At 65.2% G+C, this 17,967-nt stretch carries 15 protein-coding genes; 5 read left to right on the forward strand and 10 right to left on the reverse strand.

Annotated elements, in window-relative coordinates:
* Positions 1-31 precede the first annotated feature (31 nt).
* Entirely contained in the window at positions 32-1,006 is a 975-nt protein-coding gene (locus tag HAP54_RS16845) for a 2-dehydropantoate 2-reductase (protein WP_166301842.1), read from the forward strand.
* A 40-nt stretch (positions 1,007-1,046) separates the two neighbouring features.
* Positions 1,047-1,829 (forward strand): SDR family oxidoreductase, encoded by a 783-nt coding sequence (locus tag HAP54_RS16850; RefSeq protein ID WP_166301845.1) that lies wholly within the window; start codon positions 1,047-1,049, stop codon positions 1,827-1,829.
* Here HAP54_RS16850 and HAP54_RS16855 read toward each other — a convergent pair.
* Together HAP54_RS16855 and HAP54_RS16860 are read right to left on the reverse strand one after the other, a co-directional pair.
* Complete coding sequence (locus HAP54_RS16855) at positions 1,821-2,552, reverse strand: aspartate/glutamate racemase family protein (protein WP_166301848.1); 732 nt, start codon at positions 2,550-2,552, stop codon at positions 1,821-1,823. The genes HAP54_RS16850 and HAP54_RS16855 overlap by 9 nt on opposite strands.
* Before the next feature lie 10 nt (positions 2,553-2,562).
* Positions 2,563-3,243: an alpha/beta family hydrolase gene (locus HAP54_RS16860; RefSeq protein ID WP_166301851.1), complete on the reverse strand. Its 681-nt coding sequence runs from the start codon at positions 3,241-3,243 to the stop codon at positions 2,563-2,565.
* A 272-nt stretch (positions 3,244-3,515) separates the two neighbouring features.
* Here HAP54_RS16860 and HAP54_RS16865 point away from each other — a divergent pair, with 272 nt between their 5' ends.
* The gene (locus HAP54_RS16865; protein ID WP_166301853.1) at positions 3,516-5,351 is read left to right on the forward strand and encodes a di-heme-cytochrome C peroxidase; all 1,836 of its coding nucleotides are present in this window, start codon (positions 3,516-3,518) and stop codon (positions 5,349-5,351) included.
* A 190-nt stretch (positions 5,352-5,541) separates the two neighbouring features.
* Here HAP54_RS16865 and HAP54_RS16870 read toward each other — a convergent pair whose 3' ends face one another.
* Positions 5,542-7,077, reverse strand: coding sequence for an aspartate ammonia-lyase (locus tag HAP54_RS16870; RefSeq protein ID WP_166301856.1), 1,536 nt, complete (start codon positions 7,075-7,077; stop codon positions 5,542-5,544).
* Between the two features lie 340 nt (positions 7,078-7,417).
* On the opposite strand from HAP54_RS16870, the gene HAP54_RS16875 reads away from it, so the two are divergent.
* The gene (locus HAP54_RS16875; RefSeq protein WP_166216271.1) at positions 7,418-8,110 is read left to right on the forward strand and encodes a hypothetical protein; all 693 of its coding nucleotides are present in this window, start codon (positions 7,418-7,420) and stop codon (positions 8,108-8,110) included.
* A 374-nt stretch (positions 8,111-8,484) separates the two neighbouring features.
* Here the strand turns inward: HAP54_RS16875 and HAP54_RS16880 are convergent, their stop codons facing one another.
* Both HAP54_RS16880 and HAP54_RS16885 read right to left on the reverse strand, forming a co-directional pair.
* Positions 8,485-9,438: an IS110 family transposase gene (locus HAP54_RS16880; protein WP_166299224.1), complete on the reverse strand. Its 954-nt coding sequence runs from the start codon at positions 9,436-9,438 to the stop codon at positions 8,485-8,487.
* A 315-nt stretch (positions 9,439-9,753) separates the two neighbouring features.
* On the reverse strand, positions 9,754-10,593 hold the full coding sequence (locus tag HAP54_RS16885) for a tetratricopeptide repeat protein (protein ID WP_166301859.1): 840 nt from the start codon (positions 10,591-10,593) through the stop codon (positions 9,754-9,756).
* Between the two features lie 186 nt (positions 10,594-10,779).
* Here HAP54_RS16885 and HAP54_RS16890 point away from each other — a divergent pair, with 186 nt between their 5' ends.
* A complete protein-coding gene (locus tag HAP54_RS16890) occupies positions 10,780-12,033 on the forward strand; it encodes a glycosyltransferase family 87 protein (protein ID WP_166301862.1) in 1,254 nt (417 codons plus the stop codon).
* Here the strand turns inward: HAP54_RS16890 and HAP54_RS16895 are convergent.
* From HAP54_RS16895 to HAP54_RS16915, 5 genes are all read right to left on the reverse strand, one after another.
* A complete protein-coding gene (locus HAP54_RS16895) occupies positions 12,014-12,760 on the reverse strand; it encodes an SDR family oxidoreductase (RefSeq protein WP_166301865.1) in 747 nt (248 codons plus the stop codon). The genes HAP54_RS16890 and HAP54_RS16895 overlap by 20 nt on opposite strands.
* Positions 12,760-14,145: an FAD-binding oxidoreductase gene (locus tag HAP54_RS16900; protein ID WP_166301868.1), complete on the reverse strand. Its 1,386-nt coding sequence runs from the start codon at positions 14,143-14,145 to the stop codon at positions 12,760-12,762. Before HAP54_RS16900 ends, HAP54_RS16895 begins: the two co-directional genes overlap by 1 nt.
* Positions 14,146-14,147: 2 nt before the next feature.
* Entirely contained in the window at positions 14,148-15,596 is a 1,449-nt protein-coding gene (locus HAP54_RS16905; protein WP_339156844.1) for a UbiA family prenyltransferase, read from the reverse strand.
* A gap of 159 nt (positions 15,597-15,755) precedes the next feature.
* A complete protein-coding gene (locus tag HAP54_RS16910) occupies positions 15,756-16,967 on the reverse strand; it encodes a CaiB/BaiF CoA transferase family protein (protein WP_166301874.1) in 1,212 nt (403 codons plus the stop codon).
* A gap of 2 nt (positions 16,968-16,969) precedes the next feature.
* Entirely contained in the window at positions 16,970-17,737 is a 768-nt protein-coding gene (locus tag HAP54_RS16915) for an enoyl-CoA hydratase/isomerase family protein (protein ID WP_166301877.1), read from the reverse strand.
* Positions 17,738-17,967: the final 230 nt, after the last annotated feature.

Here is a 17,967-nt window from a genome sequence, read left to right on the forward strand (position 1 = left end):
CGCGGCACGTTTGCAAGGAATTGTTCCACTCATGCGTATTTGCATTTTCGGCGCGGGCGCCGTCGGCAGCCATTTCGCGGTCCAGCTGGCACGCGCCGGTCACGACGTGTCCTGCGTGTTGCGCGGGCCGCATCTCGACGCGGTCAGGGCCAACGGATTGACGCTCGAGGTCGGCGGCACCAGGATTACTGCAAAGGTAAAGGCGTCGGCCGATCCCGCAGAGCTGGGGCCGCAGGACGTCGTCATCAGCACGTTGAAGGCCACCGGCATCGGCGCGCTCGCGACCGGGCTGTTGCCGCTGCTTCAGCGCGACACCGCCATCGTGTTCGCGCAGAACGGCATTCCCTGGTGGTACGATCTCGGCCTGCCGCCGCAGCATCCCGCCATCCCCGATCTCGGCTTCCTCGATCCCGGCGGGCGGCTGCGCGGCGCTATCCCGAAGGAGCGGATCATCGGTGGCGTGATCTTCTCCTCTAACGAGGTGATCGCGCCCGGAGTGGTGGCGAACCTGTCGCCGGACCGCAATCGCCTCTTGATCGGCGAGTGTGACGACCGGCAGAGCGAGCGCATCGCCACTCTGCGTGCGGCGCTCAATGAAGCCTCGATCGAATCGCCCGAGGTCACGGAAATCCGCGAGACGATCTGGTCGAAACTGCTCACCAACATGTCGATGTCGGTGCTCTGCCTGTTGACCGGACTGACCGCGCGTGCCGTCCGCGACGATCCTGTCATGCAGGACGTGATCCCGCGCCTGCTCGACGAGGCCAATGCGGTCGCGACGCGCTATATCCCTGCGGTCAAGCGCGTCACCCGCAGCGGGCCAGCGCCCGACCACAAGCCGTCGATCCTGCAGGATTACGAGCTCGGCCGCGCCATGGAGATCGACGTGCTGGTGCGCGCACCGGCGGCGTTTGCCCGCGCCGCTGACCTCTCGACCCCGATGCTCGACCTGATGGCCGCGCTCGCGATCCAGAAGGCGCGTGACAAGGACCTGTATCAGGGCTGACAATCCGCCCCACCACGATAACAAGCAGGGACATCGAACCATGCACGTCAAGGACAAGGTCTGCGTCGTCACCGGCGGCGCGAGCGGGATCGGCGAAGCGGTGGCGCGGGCCTATGCGGAGGCGGGCGCCCGCGGCGTCGTGGTCGCCGATCTCAAGACCTCGCGCGACCGGCTCGCCAATGTCGCCGGCGATATCGACGGGCTTGCGGTCACCGCTGATGTCGGGCTCGAAGAGGACATCAAGGCGCTGATCGCCGCGGCCGAGGACAAATATGGTCCGGTCGACGTGTTCTTCTCCAATGCCGGATTGTCGCGCAAGGGACAGGAAGCCGCGACCGATGCCGATTGGGACGTGAGCTGGCGGGTGCATGTGATGAGTCACGTGTTCGCGGCGCGTGTGCTGGTGCCCGGCATGCTGGCGCGCGGCTCCGGCTATCTCATCAACACCGCATCGGCCGCGGGGCTATTGGCCTCGCTGAACTCGATGCCTTACGGCGTGACCAAGAGCGCCGCGGTCGCGCTCGCCGAGCATCTCGCCATCCAGTATGGCGATCGCGGCATCCGCATCTCCGTGCTCTGTCCGCAATCGGTGCAGACCGGCATGACGACGCCGGGCCCGAGCGCAGCGCGCGTCGACGGCGTGCTGCAGCCGGGCGAGGTCGCGCGCATGGTGATCGAGGCGATGGCCGAGGAGCGCTTCCTGATTCTCTCGCATCCGCAGGTGCAGGAATACATGCAGCGCAAAGTCACCAACCGCGAGCGCTGGCTCTCCGGCATGCGCCGGCTGCGCGACCGGATCTATGGCGGTGCGACGTCAGGCTGACGGCGGCGCGAACTTCCCCAACGGCCCGGAATAGACCTTCGCCGCGGGCGAGGCGTAGGCGCCGCGGCGTGACGTCGTGAGCTTGAGACCGGCGAGCGCCTCCGCCTGCTTCACCGCGGCGGCGACGCCGTCGACCACCGGCACACCGAATTGCACCGACAGCTCATGTGCAAGATCGGCCATGCCGGCACAGCCGAGCACGATGGCGTCGGCGCCCTTCTCCAGCGCGCGGGCGATCTCCGCCTGCAGCTTTGGCTTGGCGCCCGAGCCCGGCTTCTCCAGATCGAGCACTGCGACATCGCAGGCGGTGACCACGGCGCGATCGGCAAAGCCGTAGCGGCGGACCAGTTCCTCCAGCGGCACGATCGAGCGCGGCAGCGTGGTGACGATGCCGATGCGCTTGGCGATCTGTCCGGCCGTGACCAGCGCCGCTTCGCAGATGCCGACCACGGGGTAGCGCGCTGCCGACCGCGCGGCATCCAACCCGGTGTCGTCGAAGCAGGCGATGATGCCGACGTCCGCATCGGGCGTCTTCAACAGCGCCTCGATCAGGCCGGGAACGGCAAACGCCTCGTCGTAGAAGCCCTCGATCGAGGCCGGCCCCATCGACGAGGTGACCGCCACGATCTCGGTGCCGGATGCGGCAACCGCCTGCGCGGCGGTGGAGATGGTCGCGGTCATCGACGCGGTGGTGTTGGGATTGACGATCAGGATCTTGGTCATGGGTTACGACTCACGAATGCTTGGCGACCCACGCCGCGAACGCATCGAGCAGCTCGGCCATCACCTCGCGGTCGTTGCGGCCGGAGCGCTTGAGGACATGGAAGGAGTGGTCGGCCTCCTGCACCAGATGCAGCGTCGCACGGCTACCCAACGCCTTCACCACAGGCTCGAGCAGGTCGAGCTCGGCCAGCGCATCGCGGGTGCCCTGCAGGAACAGCATCGGGACCTTGACCTCGGCGAGATGTTTGGCCCGCTCGTTCGACGGCTTGCCGGCGGGATGCAGGGGGAAGCCGAGGAACACCAGCCCGCGCACGCCGGCGAGCGGCGCTTTCGCCTGCGCCTGCGAGGTTATGCGTCCACCGAACGACTTGCCGCCGGCGAACAGCGGCAGTTCGCCGCAACGCCGCGCGGTCTCCGCCACCGCGGCGCGCACCGTTGCCTGCGCGACGGCGGGCGGATCGGGCCGCTTGCTGCCCTTCTCCATGTAGGGAAACTGATAGCGCAGCGTCGCGATGCCGCGCTCGGCGAGGCCCGCCGCAATCGACTCCATCGAGGCATGGGCCATGCCAGCGCCGGCGCCATGCGCAAACACATAGGCCGCACGCGCCTGCGCCGGGCGCAGCAGCAGCGCGGACACCGTGCTGTCGTCCGAGATCGTGATCGTGAGCGGTTGCGCGCCTGACGCGTTCAAGATGACATCTCGAAGAATTGTTGTGCCGATAGTTCTAGCCGCACGCCTCGATGCGCGCAAATGCCGCCGCGACGACGCCGCCAGTGAGATGGCTCACAGCCGATCAATGTTTCCTTTGCAACATTGCCTTTGCAACATTTCCGCTGTTAGACCAAGAGCCGCCACTGTAGGATGGTGTGCAGCATGACACACGCAGAACGCGAACTTGTTTTCGGCGATTTTTAACATCTCGTCCATATGACGCGCGGGTACCACGAATCGGGGGACGGGGCATGCCTCGCAAGACGATCTTCTTCATCGGACTGCTGATTGTCGCCGGCGTCCTCTACTTCAAGGACGATATCGAGACGGTGGTAAGCGGCTTCCGCGTCAAGGTCGTCGACTACCAGCCGCCGGCAAAGAGCGTGTGGCTGGATCAGAATGTCAGCGCCGAGCGGCTGCGCTGGTTCTACCACGCCGACCAGGGCACCCGGACCTTCGGCATTCCCCATGAATGGTTCATGGCGCTGGAGCAGCCGACGGTCTGGCCGCTGTTCACGGCGGCGCCGCGGCTCAGCGAGACTAGTTATCTCGGCCGCTTCGGCTTTATTCCCGACACTGTGATCCCGGGCAAGCCCGATGCGCTGCCGATCGGCTTCGCGCAGGGCAGTCCGATGGCGGATGCCAATGGCACGCCCTGGCGCAACCCGCACAGCAAGGCCGACATGACCGGGGTCGGGCTGACCTGCGCGGCCTGTCACACCGGAAGCTTCACCTATCGCGGCACCGAGATCGTGATCGACGGCGGGTCGGCCAACACCAATCTGTTCGAATTCCAGAAGAGCGTCGGCGTCTCGCTGCTCTTGACCCGGTTCTGGCCGGGCCGCTTCTCGCGCTTTGCCGACGAGATCCTCGGCAAGGATGCGAGCCTCGACGAGCGCATGGCGCTGCGCGGCCAACTCGACCTGGTGTTGAAGCAATACGCCAACATCAACTCGTTGGAGACCAAGGTCGCCGCCAACAGCGTCGAGGAAGGCTATGCGCGGCTCGACGCGCTGAACCGGATCGGCAACCAGGTGTTTTCGATCGACTTGAACAATCCGGACAACTACGCCTCGCATTCGGCGCCGGTGCATTTCCCGCGGATCTGGAACGCGCCATGGTTCAGCTGGGTGCAATATGACGGCTCGATCATGCAGCCGATGGTGCGCAATGCCGGCGAGGCGCTCGGCGTCAGCGCGGAGCTCAATCTGCTCGACGAATCCAGGGGCCTGTTCAAGTCGAGCGCGCGGGTCGACGTGCTGCACGAGATGGAGCGGATGATCGCCGGCGAGCCGCCTAGCGAGGACAAGGGCTTTGGCGGCCTGGCGTCGCCGAAATGGCCGGAGAACATCCTGCCGCCGATCAACATGGATCTCGCGAAGACAGGCGGCGGGCTCTACAAGACGCGCTGCCAGGGCTGCCATGGCCCGGCGATCGACAGCAAGGCGCTGCCCGCGAGCGAGGCCTTTGCGCTGTTCAAGGACAAGAAGCGCTGGATCAAGAACGACGCCGGCCAGCCGCTGCTCGACGTCGAGATGATTCCGATCAGCCTTATCGGCACCGACGGCGCGCAGGCCGAGAGCCTTGCACACCGTACGGTCGAAACGCCGGCCAATCTGAAGATCAAGGACGGCAGTTTCGGACCGGCGCTCGGCGACCTCGTCGAGAAGGCCGTCGACTATTGGTACGACCAGAACAAGACCCCGCCGGAGGATCGCAAGCGCATCAACGGCTACAGGCCGAACGAGATCCAGGCGCCGCTCGCCTACAAGGTCCGGCCGCTCAACGGCATCTGGGCGACGCCGCCCTATTTGCACAACGGATCGGTCCCGACCATCTACGCACTGCTGTCGCCGGTGAAGGAGCGTCCCTCGACCTTCTATCTCGGCAGCCGCGAGTATGATCCCAAGGATCTCGGCTATGCCTGGAAGGACAAGGTCAAGAACGGCTTCGTGCTCGACACCACCAAGCGCGGCAACAGCAACTCCGGACACGAATTCTCGAACGAGAAGCGCACCGGCGTGATCGGGCCGGAGCTGACGGAAAACGAGCGCCGCGCTTTGATCGAGTTCATCAAGACGCTGTAGCGCTCGCGAATCAACGTTCTCCGTCATGGCCGGGCATAGCCGTCTGAAGGACGGCGTCGCTTCCGCTCGCCTATGTCCCGGCCATCCACGTCTTTCCTGCTGGCGCACGCCAAAGAGGTGGATGCCCGGGACAAGCCCGGGCATGACGAGTTGATGCTTGGCAGTCTGGCTTGCCCTTTTCGTGAATTCCTCACCCCTTCGGCACCGGCTGCCGGCGCGCCGGGCGGGTCATGGCTTCGAGCTCGAGCAACTCGTTGAGCTGCGCCTCGGTCAGGAGCTTTTCCTCCAGCACGATATCGGCGACCGAGCGGTTCTCCTTCAGCGCGCGGCGCGCCACGCGCGATGAGGCCTCATAACCGAGCGCCGGCGCCAGCGCCGTGATCAGGCCGATCGAGCCCTGCACCAGGCTACGGCAGCGCTCGCGATCGGCCTCGATGCCGTCGACGCAGCGCTTGGTCAGCGTGTCGGTCGCCGCGGTCAGCATGCGCAGCGAGCTCAGCACGCAGTAGCCGATGGTCGGCTCGAACGCATTGAGCTGGAGCTGGCCACCTTCGGCGCACATCGTCACCGTGAGATCGTGCCCGATCACGAGGAAAGCGACCTGGTTGACCACCTCGGGGATCACCGGGTTGACCTTGCCGGGCATGATCGATGAGCCGGCCTGCACGGCGGGCAGCCGAATCTCGCCGATGCCGGTGCGCGGCCCCGACGACAGCAGGCGAAGGTCGTTGCAGATCTTCGACACTTTCACCGCAACGCGTTTCAGCACGCCCGAGAACAGCACGAAGGCGCCGAGGTCGGACGTCGCCTCGATCAGGTTCGAGGCCAGCACCATCGGCTGGCCGGACAGCCGCGACAATTCCTCGACCGCAAGTGCGGCGTAGCGCGGGTCGGCATTGATCCCGGTGCCGATCGCGGTGGCACCGAGATTGACCTCGCGGAACAGCGAGGAGATCTCGTTCAGCCGTGCGACGTCTTCCTTCACGGTGGCATGGAAGGCGTCGAACTCCTGACCGAGCGTCATCGGCACCGCGTCCTGGAGCTGGGTGCGACCCATCTTCAAAACGTCGGCAAATTCTACCGCCTTGCCCTTGAAGGCATATGCGAGGTCATCCAGCGCGCGCACCAGCGGCTGGGTGGCAAAAATCACCGCGAGCCGCAGCGCGGTCGGATAGGCGTCATTGGTCGATTGCGCCATGTTGACGTCGTCGTTCGGATGCAGCGTGTGATAGTCGCCAGGCTTCTTGCCCATCAATCGCAGCGCGACGTTGGCGATCACCTCGTTGGCATTCATGTTGGTCGAGGTGCCGGCGCCGCCCTGGATCGCATCGACGACAAAAGACTCGGCATAGACCTTGTCGGTCGCGATCAGGGTGCAGGCCTTGTCGATCGCATCGGCCTTTTCGGGCGAGAGATAGCCGAGCCGCTTGTTGGCGCGGGCGGCCGCCTGCTTCACCAGCGCCAGTGCGCGGACGAATTCCGGGAAATGGCCGACCGGCACGCCGGTGATCGGAAAGTTCACCACCGCGCGCTTGGTATGGATGCCCCACAGCGCGTTGGCCGGCACATCGTCCTCGCCGAGCAGATCGTGCTCGGTGCGAGACTGCGCCTGCTCGATCGGCACGGTGCGGACGGTTGCGATCGCAAGCTCGCTCACGCCGCCGCTCTCGCCGGAGGGTGGCGCGGCGCCCGCGGTGTTGGCGGTCTCAACCTTCGATTCGGCCATCGGTCCCTCCGTTACCTCTTGCAAATCCCGTCGTCAGCGACACCCGCCATGATGCGCCCGACAGGCATCGAAAGCCAATGCCTGTCGGTTGAGTCTTGCACACCGGCGAACGGAACGACGCGACAAAGCAGCATTGGCGTGCGTCGAACCGGGAACAGAGGACTTGCCTTATCCGTCACGATAACAACAGCTTATAGCTCCATACCGCGGTTCGCGCCGCGGCAGATGCGGCTGCTTTCTCCGCGGCGTCATCGCGTGCTAGATCAGCAGCGACTGGCGCAAGGGCGCTGCCGACATTGAACGAACCAAGGCCAAAGCCGTGTCCAACAACAACGAAGCGATGACCATCAAATTCCGCTGTCCGGCGGAGCTCGAGGGCAAGATTCCGCCGCCGGTGCCCGCGTCATTGGGTCTTCCAGGATGGCTCAAGGCGATGCCGACGCAGTCCTTCAACGCGATGAGCAATCGCGAGGAGGATACCGTCAAGCGCTGCCCGCCATTCGTCGATGCGATGACATCAGGTTTCCTGTTGCCGCTGGTGTGCGATCTCAAGGTCGAGAATGGCGCGATCACATGGGACAACGATCTTCCGGCCGGGGGCGAGCTCGAATTCCCGCGCTCGCCGGTCGGATTCCACGACGAAAGCCAGGTGGTCGGCTCGCCGCTGTTCGAGGCCGACCGCTTCGTCATCAAGTTTGTCAATCTGTGGACCATCGAGGCGCCGGCGGGCTACTCGCTGTTCTTCACGCATCCGGTCAATCGGTTCGACCTGCCCTTCACCACACTGACCGGCCTGGTCGATTGCGATCTGTTTCACGACAGCTGGATTCATTTCCCGGCACGCTGGCACGACACCAATTTCAACGGCGTGTTGCCCAAGGGCACGCCGATTGCGCAATGCTTCCCGGTGAAACGCGAAAACTGGGTCCCGCAGACCGCGGCGATGACGCCGGATGAAACATCGCGCGCACAGGAACTGTCCAAGAGGATCGCCCGCGAGTCTGGGCTGTATCGTCGGCAGTTTCGGACGTAGACCGGGCGTGCACGGCCTTTGTCGCTGCCTCCTCCAGCGACAAAGGCGAAGGCTTTGCTCGGGGGTGGGGGGATTCACAGCTGATTCAATGTCAAACAGCCAAGTACTCGGTGTCATCACCCGCGCATGCGGGTGATCCAGTATTCCAGAGACGCCGGTGCTTGAACCGAGAGGCTGCGGCGTACTGGATCGCCCGGTCGAGCCGGGCGATGACAGCTTTAATGGGGACGCAGCTTTGTATTCTCGCGACATGATCTTTCCGAGCTTTGCTCTTCTTTCCGCGCTCTCCTCTCGCAGAGGGCGCAGGGCGCGACCAACTCCGCTCCCATCAACGCAAACCAGTCGATGACAGACCGCCAGTCTCGTAGCAACCATTAAGTCGCGGACGCCTGTTCGCGCCAAGGCGTTCCGCGCTGGATGACAGTGTTGGCATAGATCAGCAGCTTTCGCGCGCAAGCGATGAGAGCTGCGTTGTGGGCCTTTCCGGCTGCGGTTAGGCGTGTGTAGAGCACAATGAGGGCCTTGTTCCAGCGGAATGCCGCCGGAAGCGCCGCAGCAAACAGCGAACGTCGCAGCCGAGCCCGACCGCCGGTGATGCGCCGTTGGCCTTTATGTTGCCCACTGTCGTTGTCGAAGGGCGCGAGCCCCGCGAGGGCCGCAGCCTCCTCGCGGCTGACACGGCCGAGTTCGGGCATGCGGATCAAGAGCGCGAGTGCGGTGCGTTCGCCGATCCCGGGAATGCTGAGCACGAGGTCAAGGCGGGCAGCGAGATCGCGGTGAGCGCGTAGTTGCCTGGCAAGGTAACGGATCTGGGCGAGCCGCCGTGCCTTCAGCCGGGCAATGTCACCCAGCACCAGGCGTCTCAGCGCGGGCTGATCGATATGCTCCAGCCGGGTCTTGCAGCGCTTGATGTCGTCCTCGATCTGCTCGAGGAAGGTCAGATGTTCGGCCAGCTCCGCCAGGCGCGGATCGGGCGCATCTCTGACCTGCTCGATCGCTGCCGCGCAGGCGGCGATCAACACCGCATCCAGCACATCGTTCTTGGCGCGTCGCAGATGCACCCGGCCGAACGCCTTGACCTGGATCGGCTGCAGCACCAGCACCGTGAAGCCTGCCGCACGCAGGTGTTCGACCGCGCCGCGCTCATAGCCCCCGGTCGCTTCGATACCGATTCGGCTCACGTCAGCCTCGGCCAGTTTGGTCGTCAGAATACGCCATCCCGCCAGTGAGTTGGCGACCTGCCAATGTTCGGTCCGGCCGTGAACCGCAACATCGAGCTTGCTCTTGGACGTATCGATTCCAGCCGTCCTTGTGCTAGTCTGTGTCATCCTCGTCGACCCCGCCTTGTGAAGCGAACCTAACCGTTCCGGCAACCATCCGGGTCCGATGAAGGTGCTGGCGCGATCCTGCTACGGGGCAGCCACGAACTGCTCAGGATGGGTGCGATCCGATCGGCAGCGGCCTGTCGCGGTCGCTAACCGCGACAGGCCATTCCTCTCGGAATATGCCGACGATAACCGATCGCGTTATTACAAGGATGGGTGGAGCGAAGCGATACCCATCATCTGCGCCGCGGGCATAAATCGATGGGTTTCGCTTCGCTCTACCCATCCTACAATTCCGTGCACCAGCGGCTGAACCGCCTAGCTCAGGAATTTTGCAAACCCGCTGGGACGGAAGAAGAAGCGGCCATGCGATGACATGGTCAGCGCGGCCGTCGTGCGGCCGATCATTTGCGGCCGGCCGCGCAACGCCAAACGTAGATTGGCTTCGCCGGCGGCGCGGTCGCCCATTTCCAGAAGACAGGCGGAGTAGCTAAGACGCGTCAGGGGGTCGTCAGGGCGCTGCGCCAGCACCTGACGATAGAGCTCCGCCGCACCAGCGTATTCCCCATCGAGCAGCAGCACGCGCGCGAGCGCGGGCAGAATTGCGGGATGTCCCGGCGCCACGGTGCGCAGCTTCTCCAGAATCTCGCGCGCTCGGTTGCGCTGATTGCAATCGGGCAGCAGCTGCGCGAGCAAGATCTGCAACTCGAGGGTCCCAGGCGCGAGAGCGATCGCGCTCTCGATGACGGCAACCGCCTGGTCGACGCGACCGGCCGCGGCCAATTGCCCTGCCAGCTCCTGAAATGCGGGAAGGAAAGGTGGCCGCCGCGCGGTGGTTCGCCGCAACACATCGATCGCCTCGCTGCGGCGGCCGACGGCGCCGAGCGCCGCGCCGAGCAGCGTCTCGATACCGGCATCCTCGACGCGGCGGGCGGCTCGCTCGAGCGGCGCAATCGCCTCCTCGTTGCGGTTCTGCGCCATCAGCGCCCGCGCCAGGATCGAAGCCGCGCCGACATCGGTCCGGTTTGCCTTCAACACCTCCGCCGCCAGCCGCTCGGCTTCGACGACCTGCCCCATCTGCAACGCGACCACGGCACGTTGCAGGACCGGGGATGGGCCGGGCCCGCGATTGGCGGAAGGAGGCGGAGGTTTCGGCATGCGGCTCTCGATCAAATGGTCATCTCAGCCGTTACCATTGGCGCCGACGGAGCGTCCAGCGAAAGTCGCATGAAGGGTACCGGCGCCGGTCGAACCGGGCACCTTGGCACTACCCGGTTCCGCCCGGTTTTTCGACTGCTTAACCTATTCGATCTAGCCTGAATTGCCGTAACAGGGCCCGGCTTGATGCTCGCAACAACCCTCGAAACAATTCAGTCGACCGCCTCGAAGCGCACCGCCTACACACGTGGAATCCTCGCGCTGCTGGCCATCGCCATCGTTCTGAAAGCGGTGTGGTTGTGGCAGGTGGGGCTGGGGCATGGCCGCGAACTTGTCGACTTTGCCGCCTTCTACATCACCGCAAAGCTGGTGTGGCTCGGCGACATGGACCAGGCCTATCGGTTCGCGAAGCTCATCGTCATCCAGCGAGAGGCCTCGGGCGGGCACAACGGCTTCATGTCGTGGACCTATCCGCCGCAATTTGGCCTGCTGCTGGCGCCGTTTGCGCTGATCCCGATCGGGATCGCCTATTTGCTGTTCGCGGGCTCGACATTGGCGCTTTACCTCGCCGTGCTGCGCCGCCTTGCCGGAAGCCAGTTCGTGCTCGTGCTGATCGTCTTCTTCCCGACCATCGGGATCACGCTGGCATGCGGACAGAACGGCTTGCTGACGGCCGCGCTGATCGGAATGGTTTGCCTGTTCTTCGAAGAGCGACCAGTCGTCGCCGGAGCGGCGCTTGGTCTCATGATCATCAAGCCGCATCTCGCCATCGCGTTCGCGGTCTACGCGATCCTGCGGCGCTCCTGGATGGTTGTGATGACGGCCGCCGCCGTCGTGCTGATCAGTTCAGCGATCTCTACGGCGGTGTTCGGCGTCGAGATCTGGAGCGCGTTCCTGCAGAGCGTACGCGATTCGTCGGTGTTCCTGGAGCAAGGCAACTATCCGATGCATCGCATGATCTCGATCTATGCGGCGTTGCGAACGGCGGGGGTGTCCGCGTCGGGATCGTTTGTCGCCCAGGGCATCGTCGCCGTGCTGGCGCTCGCCGTCGTCCTCATTGCGGTCTACCGCACGATGCCCGCACGCGAGAGCCTTGGCCTCACCGCGATCGTCTCGGTCTGCATCAGCCCTTATGCCTACGACTACGATTTCCTGGTCTTCAGCGTCGGCCTGGCGCTGTTGCTGCCGGCGCTGCTGGCGAACGCGCGGGAGTGGGAACGGGGGATCATTTACGCGCTGCCAATTCCGATCGGGGCGGCCGGCTACCTGCAGGCGACGCAGATGGCGTCGTCCCACCAAGGCGCAGACTGGCTCGACGTGCTCTCGATCGGCGGCTTCGCGATCGTTCCGCTGATTGTGCTGATTGTCGGAATTGTGCTGCTGCGCAGTTCAAGAACGGAAGCGATCACCGAGGCCGGTGTCAGATGCGCATCCGTTTGAAAGTCGACTCCGGCAGCGCGCAGATGATCGTCATCACCAGCCAGAACCGCCTCGCCACATAGATCACGTCACGCGGCTTCGTCACGTCCGCCCGGAAGATATCCTCGGCAACCCGATCCGATTGCACGGTCAGGGGAGCGGGCAATTTCATATGCGCCGTCATCCTGGTGCGCACGAATCCGGGCTTGACGGTGACGACGCGGACCTTGCCGGCGAGCGTCACACGATTGCGCAGGCCGGACAGGAATTGCGAGAAGCCGGCCTTGGCCGCGCCGTAATAGTAGTTCGACGCCCGCCCGCGATCGCCCGCGACCGAGCTGACCCCGACGATGGTGCCCGAGCCGCGCGTCTCGAACGCTTGCGCGAACCGTTCGAGCAGCAGGCTGGGCGCCTCGAAATTCGTGCGCATGATCGTCGTCGCAAGCTCCGGATCGGCCTGGGCGCGCAGCTGGTCGCCGAGCTCGCCAACGACACACACCACCGTATCCGGCAGCACAGGAAGGCCGGCGACAAAGCCGGCAAGCTGCCCGGTCTGCAAGACGTCCAGCGCCTGAACCAACGTTTCGACGCCGCTTCGCGTCCTGATGTCGTCCGCGTTGCGCTCGGCAGCCTCGACATCGCGAGCCGCCAGCATCACGCGCCATCCCTCCTTGGCATAGCGCAGCGCGGTCGCGTGCCCGATGTCCGAGCTGCCGCCAATCACCAGAACTGATCTTGTGTCGGTCATCAAATTCCAAGCCGTGCTGAGAGATGCGACACGAGGCGCGTATTTGCCCCAGTCTGCCGGCGGATGTCCCGCAGGGCCGCGAGGCCGGGATATCCGGATTCGAATGTCGCGCGCGATTGCCGCGCGTCCTTGGCGAGGTACAGCCGGCCGCCGGCATCGACCACCAGTGCGTCGAGCTGGTCAAGAAACGCGAACAGCGTGTCGGTGACAGGAAAGTCCATCGTTAGCGTATAGCCGCGAAGCGGAAACGACATCGGCCCGCCGCCATCGCCCAACGGCTTGAGCACGGCCAGGAACGACGCATCGCCGCGCCGCGATACGCGGTCCAGGATTTCGGCAAGGACACGGCGCGCGCGGTCGAGCGGGATCACGCATTGATACTGCACGAAGCCGCGCCGGCCGTAGATCCTGTTCCAGTCGGCGATCGCATCGAGCGGAAAGAAATAGGGATCCCAATGGACCAGCCGCGGCTCGCCCTGCCGCGCCGCGCCGCGGCGGAAGTACAGCTCGTTGAACGCCCGCATCGATGCGCGATTGAGCAGCCATCCGGGAAACAGCTCCGGCACCGACAGCCGCTGAGTGCGCGGGCTGGGGAACGGCGCGAGATCGGGCCGGAGCATGTCCTTGTCGCGGCGCGTGGCGTGCTCGGCAAGATAGACCAGCGAGCGTCCGAGCGCCGCGCCGCGCGCAAGGCAGTCGATCCAGGCCACCGAATAGGTGGCCGATGCGCTGCTTTCCAACTGATCGATCGCCGCATCGAGATGGCCGGCGACGCGGGTGTCCTGCCGCAGCCAGGCCGTCTCGATCGGGAGCAGCCGCAGCGTCGCATCGAGGATCACGCCGGTCAGGCCCATGCCGCCCAGCGTCGCCGCGAACAGCGCAGCGTTCTCCGACCGTGAGCAGCTGACGATCTCGCCGCCCGGCAACGCGAGGCGGAAGGAATCGACGATAGAACCGAAGCCGCCGTCGCGATGGTGGTTCTTGCCGTGCACGTCGGCGGCGATCGCGCCTCCCACCGTCACGAATTTCGTGCCGGGCACGACCTTTAAGAAGAAGCCGCGCGGCTCGAAGGCGGCGAGGATGTCGGCGATGGTCACGCCGGCTTCGACCGTCAATCGGGCGGTGGCCGCGTCGAAGCTGCGCATCCGGTTCAGGCCGCGTGACGAGATCGTTGATTGCGCGCCGATCGCAGCGTCGCCATAGGCCCGCCCTGCCCCGCGCGCGACGACGCCGGAGCGCGCCAGCAGATAGTCGCGCGCGCCGGCTCGCGTCTGCGGCGCGAGCAGCTCGGTCGATACTTTGGGATAGTTGCCCCAACCTGAGAGACGGATCCCGCTGGGATCAGAGGCCGCACTCACACGTCCTGGCAAGGCAAGCGCCGACATTGCTAGATGGCGGCGAGCATGATGACGCCGATCGCGCCGAGGGCGACCCAGCTGGCGCGATCCCTCAGCGCGAACATCACCGGATCGTCGTCGATCAGGCCGCGCTGCGCGAACAACATCACGCGGCCGATCCAGTACATCAGGATCGGGCAGCCGACCCAAAGCAGTTGCGGATGGCTGTACATCGCGCGAACCGTATCGGACGAGATGTAGAGCGTGAAGATCACGACGGCGTTGAAGCCCGACGCAGCCGCAAGGATCGCGACCATCGCCTTGTCTTCGATCTGGTAGCTGCGCGCCGCCAGCACGGCGCCGTCCGGCTGGCTGGCGAGCTCGGTATAGCGTTTCACCAGCGCCAGCGACATGAAGATGAACAGCGAGAACGCCAGCAGCCATTCCGACATCGGCACGTCGATCGCGACCGCGCCGCCGATTACTCGCACGGTGTAAAGCGTGGCAAGCACGACGACATCGACGGTCGCGATGCGCTTGAGCCAGAGCGAATAGGACGTGGTCAGCGCGAAATAGCCCAGCAGGACGCCACCGAACTCGATCGATATCGGCATGGCGATCGCGAATGCGGCTGTTAGCGCCAGGGCCATCGCGCGGACGGCCTGCGACGCCGTGATGGCGCCGCTTGCGATCGGACGGTTGCGCTTGCTCGGATGCGCACGATCGGCCGTGATGTCGAGAAGGTCGTTCAGGATGTAGGCGCTCGATGCACAGAGCGAGAATGCGATCACGGCGAGCAGCGACGTCGCGGCCGACCCCAGCGCGAATTTGTGTGCGGTCAACAGCGGCACCAGCACCAGGGCGTTCTTGGCGTATTGATGCACCCTGAACAGCTTCAGCCAGCTGCGCACATCGGCGCGCGGAGGCGCGGCCGGCTCGGATGCGGCGGGGCGCGCCACGGGCGACGCGAAATCGGGCAGTGCGGCCGTCGCGCTGCCGATGTAGTCGAAACCTTGACGGAGCGCGGAAGGAAAGTCGTTGCTCTGTGCGGCCGGCGACTGGCTTCCCGGTCCGGCAGCCCAGGCGGTGAAGACGCCGAGATGCTCGGCAACCGCGCTGACGAACGGCTCGGGATAGGTTTCCGAGCAAAGATAGACCGGGCGGCCTTCGCCCAAGACCTGCAACAGGAACGTCACGGTGTCGCGGTCGAATTGCGCGCGGGATGGATCGAAGCGAGAGACGCCAGCGGCATGCGCCGATCGCGCTTCCGGTTCGAAGGCGGTGGCAATCGCCGCAGCGATGGCGCGAAAGCGGCCGGCGATCCCGGACGGGAAATCCGCCGGGAAAGAGCTTTCCCCGATCATGACCTCGTCGACATCGACGACGAGCGGCCGGCTCCTTGACGGCAACGAATCGCGGAGGGCGTCGCGATCGCCCTGCTCAACCCGTTCTGGAAAACTAGCTCGCATGCGCGCGGTGTTCCGGTGCCCCCTCCCCATTGTCCCGGGCTTTCCCTAACGCCGGGTGAACTTGTCGGGTGAACTTGGGCGCGGAATGGCAGGCGCGGCCAGGGCGGCTTCGCGGCCAATTCCCGGCCGCGACGAAACGGCGGCCGGCCGGCGGCCCGCGGACGGCTTCGGGACGACAGCCCGAAACGCTTATCGGCGGCTGAGCAGGATGCCACGCTGCTGCAGATCCCGGACGGTTTCGGACGGGACGTCGAGCTCATCGAGGATGGCTTCATTATGCTCGCCCTGATAGGCGGGCACGCCGGGGGACGGCAGCTCCGAGCCGCTGAAGATCCAGGGGTTGCCCGGCATGCGCACCAGACCGCCGGCGCGGTCGTCGACCTCGACCACCGCATTCCACTCCTTGACCCAGTCGGAGCTTGCGAATTCGTTGACGGTTCTCACCTGCCCGACCGCAAGCCCCGCCTCGCTCACCTGCGCCTGCAATTGCTCGAGGTTTTCGAATGTCGTGAGCCAGGCACGAATTTCGGCGAGCAGACTTGCGAGGTTTTCCCTGCGCAACCTGGCGGTGGCGTAGCGCGGATCGGCCAGCAGATCGCTTCGCCGCATCATCGCGCAGTAGCGCGTGAACATCGGCGAATAGATCGGGCTGGCGGCTATCGTCAACCGCGTGCCGTCGGACATTTCAAAGATGTGGGATTCGTTGGCCGAGAGCGCGATCGGCTCACCGTCGGTGTCGACCTCCGACAGCATCGCGCCGGCGCGCTCGTTGACCGACAGCATGGTCGCGGCCATCGACACGTCGACATGCTGGCCTTCGCCGGTCCGGTTGCGATGCTGGAGCGCGGCGAGCACGGCAATCACACCCTGCAGTCCGGTATAGACATCGGCATGACTGCAGGAATCGCCGCGCGGTTCGGACAATGCCGCACCGAAATGATCCTGCACGATCGAGGTGAGACCGGTCTCGGCCTGCACCGTCGGCGCGAAGGCCGGCCTGTTTCGCCAGGAGGTGGACTGCCCGTAGCCGCTGAGCGACACGTAGATGATGCCGGGGTTGAACGCGCGGACGTCGTCATAGCCGAAGCCGAACCGCGCCAGGGTGCCGGGCCGAAAATTCTCGACGATGACGTCGGCGTCGCGGCACAGACTGGCGACGATCTCGCGCGCCTCGGCGTAGTTCAAGTCGATGCTGAGATTTCGCTTCCCGGCATTCTGTTGCACGAAATACAGACCCATGCCGTTCACAAAAGGCAGCCCGGCGCGGCCGATATCGCCGGATGGCGGCTCGATCTTGGTGACCTCGGCGCCGAGGTCGCGCAGCGCCTTGGTGCAATGCGGGCCGGCCAGCACGCGGGTGAAATCAACCACCCGCAGGTCCTGCAGCGGTGCAGCGGACATCGTCAGTCTCCCTCGAAGACGGCAGTTGCGGGACCGGATGCAAAGAAGGCATCGGCACCGCGCTGCCGATCCCTGGCCTGCCAGATCATGTCGTTGATCTCGACCTGCCGCGCATCGGCGGCGGCGATGCCGCCGCGCGCCTCGAGGTTCGCCTGCATCTTGATGCCGTTGATGACCTTGGTCGGGCCCGCGGCGAGTTGCCGGGCCAGGATCATCGACGACGCGGCAAGCTCCGCTTCCGGGACGACGAGATTGATGATGTTCCAGCGCTCGAATGTCTGGGGCGTGTGCCGCCGGCCGAGCATCGAGATCTCCTTGGCGCGCGCGATCCCGGCGCGCTGCGCAATCCGCTGGGTACCGCCGAGCAGCGGCAGCAAGCCGACCGCCACCTCGACCTGGCCGAAGAAGGCGGTGTCGGCAGCGACGATCATGTCGCACGTCAACGCGAGTTCGAGGCCACCGCCGAGCGCGCCGCCGTTGACGGCGGCGACCGTGGGCACCGGCACATCCTCGAGGCTGCGCCAGACCTTTTCGAGCCCGGCCTGATCGGTATGCAGCTTGGTGCCCGTTCCCCAGGACGCCATCTCCGCACCGGCGCAGAAATGCCGCATCGCGCTGCGCAGCAGGATGGCGCGGCAGCCGGCCGCGACCACCGCGTGGTAGGCGCCGACCACTGCATTGATGAGTTGATCGTCGAGCAGATTATGCGGCGGTTTGGCCAGCGTCACCACGCCGACCTTGCCGTCGATCTCGTGAGTTACAATCGTCATGCCGTTCCTCGCTCGATCCTGGGCCAACAGCCGGCTTCCGCCGCAGAACGCGGCCGACTGGCGTTTCCTCATCGCGGGCTGCTTTGCACAGTTCCCGCCGTTCTCAACGGTTTGAATGTCGCTCGTCATAACAAGCGTGACAACGTCAAGCTCTGCCAATTATGATGTCGAAAATTGCCAAGCGGCCGGAAGAGCCGATTCATCCGCCTGTCAAACTGTGCCAGGTGGAC

The organism is Bradyrhizobium sp. 2S1 (assembly GCF_011516625.5).
Classification (GTDB): Bacteria; Pseudomonadota; Alphaproteobacteria; order Rhizobiales; family Xanthobacteraceae; genus Bradyrhizobium; species Bradyrhizobium septentrionale.

What these genes read in the sequence shown, in the direction of transcription:
- HAP54_RS16845 (WP_166301842.1), top strand. Translation starts at nt 32, where the DNA reads ATGCGTATTTGCATTTTCGGCGCGGGCGCCGTCGGCAGCCATTTCGCG.
- HAP54_RS16850 (WP_166301845.1), top strand. Translation starts at nt 1,047, where the DNA reads ATGCACGTCAAGGACAAGGTCTGCGTCGTCACCGGCGGCGCGAGCGGG.
- HAP54_RS16855 (WP_166301848.1), bottom strand. Translation starts at nt 2,552, where the DNA reads ATGACCAAGATCCTGATCGTCAATCCCAACACCACCGCGTCGATGACC.
- HAP54_RS16865 (WP_166301853.1), top strand. Translation starts at nt 3,516, where the DNA reads ATGCCTCGCAAGACGATCTTCTTCATCGGACTGCTGATTGTCGCCGGC.
- HAP54_RS16870 (WP_166301856.1), bottom strand. Translation starts at nt 7,077, where the DNA reads ATGGCCGAATCGAAGGTTGAGACCGCCAACACCGCGGGCGCCGCGCCA.
- HAP54_RS16875 (WP_166216271.1), top strand. Translation starts at nt 7,418, where the DNA reads ATGACCATCAAATTCCGCTGTCCGGCGGAGCTCGAGGGCAAGATTCCG.
- HAP54_RS16880 (WP_166299224.1), bottom strand. Translation starts at nt 9,438, where the DNA reads ATGACACAGACTAGCACAAGGACGGCTGGAATCGATACGTCCAAGAGC.
- HAP54_RS16885 (WP_166301859.1), bottom strand. Translation starts at nt 10,593, where the DNA reads ATGCCGAAACCTCCGCCTCCTTCCGCCAATCGCGGGCCCGGCCCATCC.
- HAP54_RS16890 (WP_166301862.1), top strand. Translation starts at nt 10,780, where the DNA reads ATGCTCGCAACAACCCTCGAAACAATTCAGTCGACCGCCTCGAAGCGC.
- HAP54_RS16895 (WP_166301865.1), bottom strand. Translation starts at nt 12,760, where the DNA reads ATGACCGACACAAGATCAGTTCTGGTGATTGGCGGCAGCTCGGACATC.
- HAP54_RS16900 (WP_166301868.1), bottom strand. Translation starts at nt 14,145, where the DNA reads ATGTCGGCGCTTGCCTTGCCAGGACGTGTGAGTGCGGCCTCTGATCCC.
- HAP54_RS16905 (WP_339156844.1), bottom strand. Translation starts at nt 15,596, where the DNA reads ATGGGGAGGGGGCACCGGAACACCGCGCGCATGCGAGCTAGTTTTCCA.
- HAP54_RS16910 (WP_166301874.1), bottom strand. Translation starts at nt 16,967, where the DNA reads ATGTCCGCTGCACCGCTGCAGGACCTGCGGGTGGTTGATTTCACCCGC.
- HAP54_RS16915 (WP_166301877.1), bottom strand. Translation starts at nt 17,737, where the DNA reads ATGACGATTGTAACTCACGAGATCGACGGCAAGGTCGGCGTGGTGACG.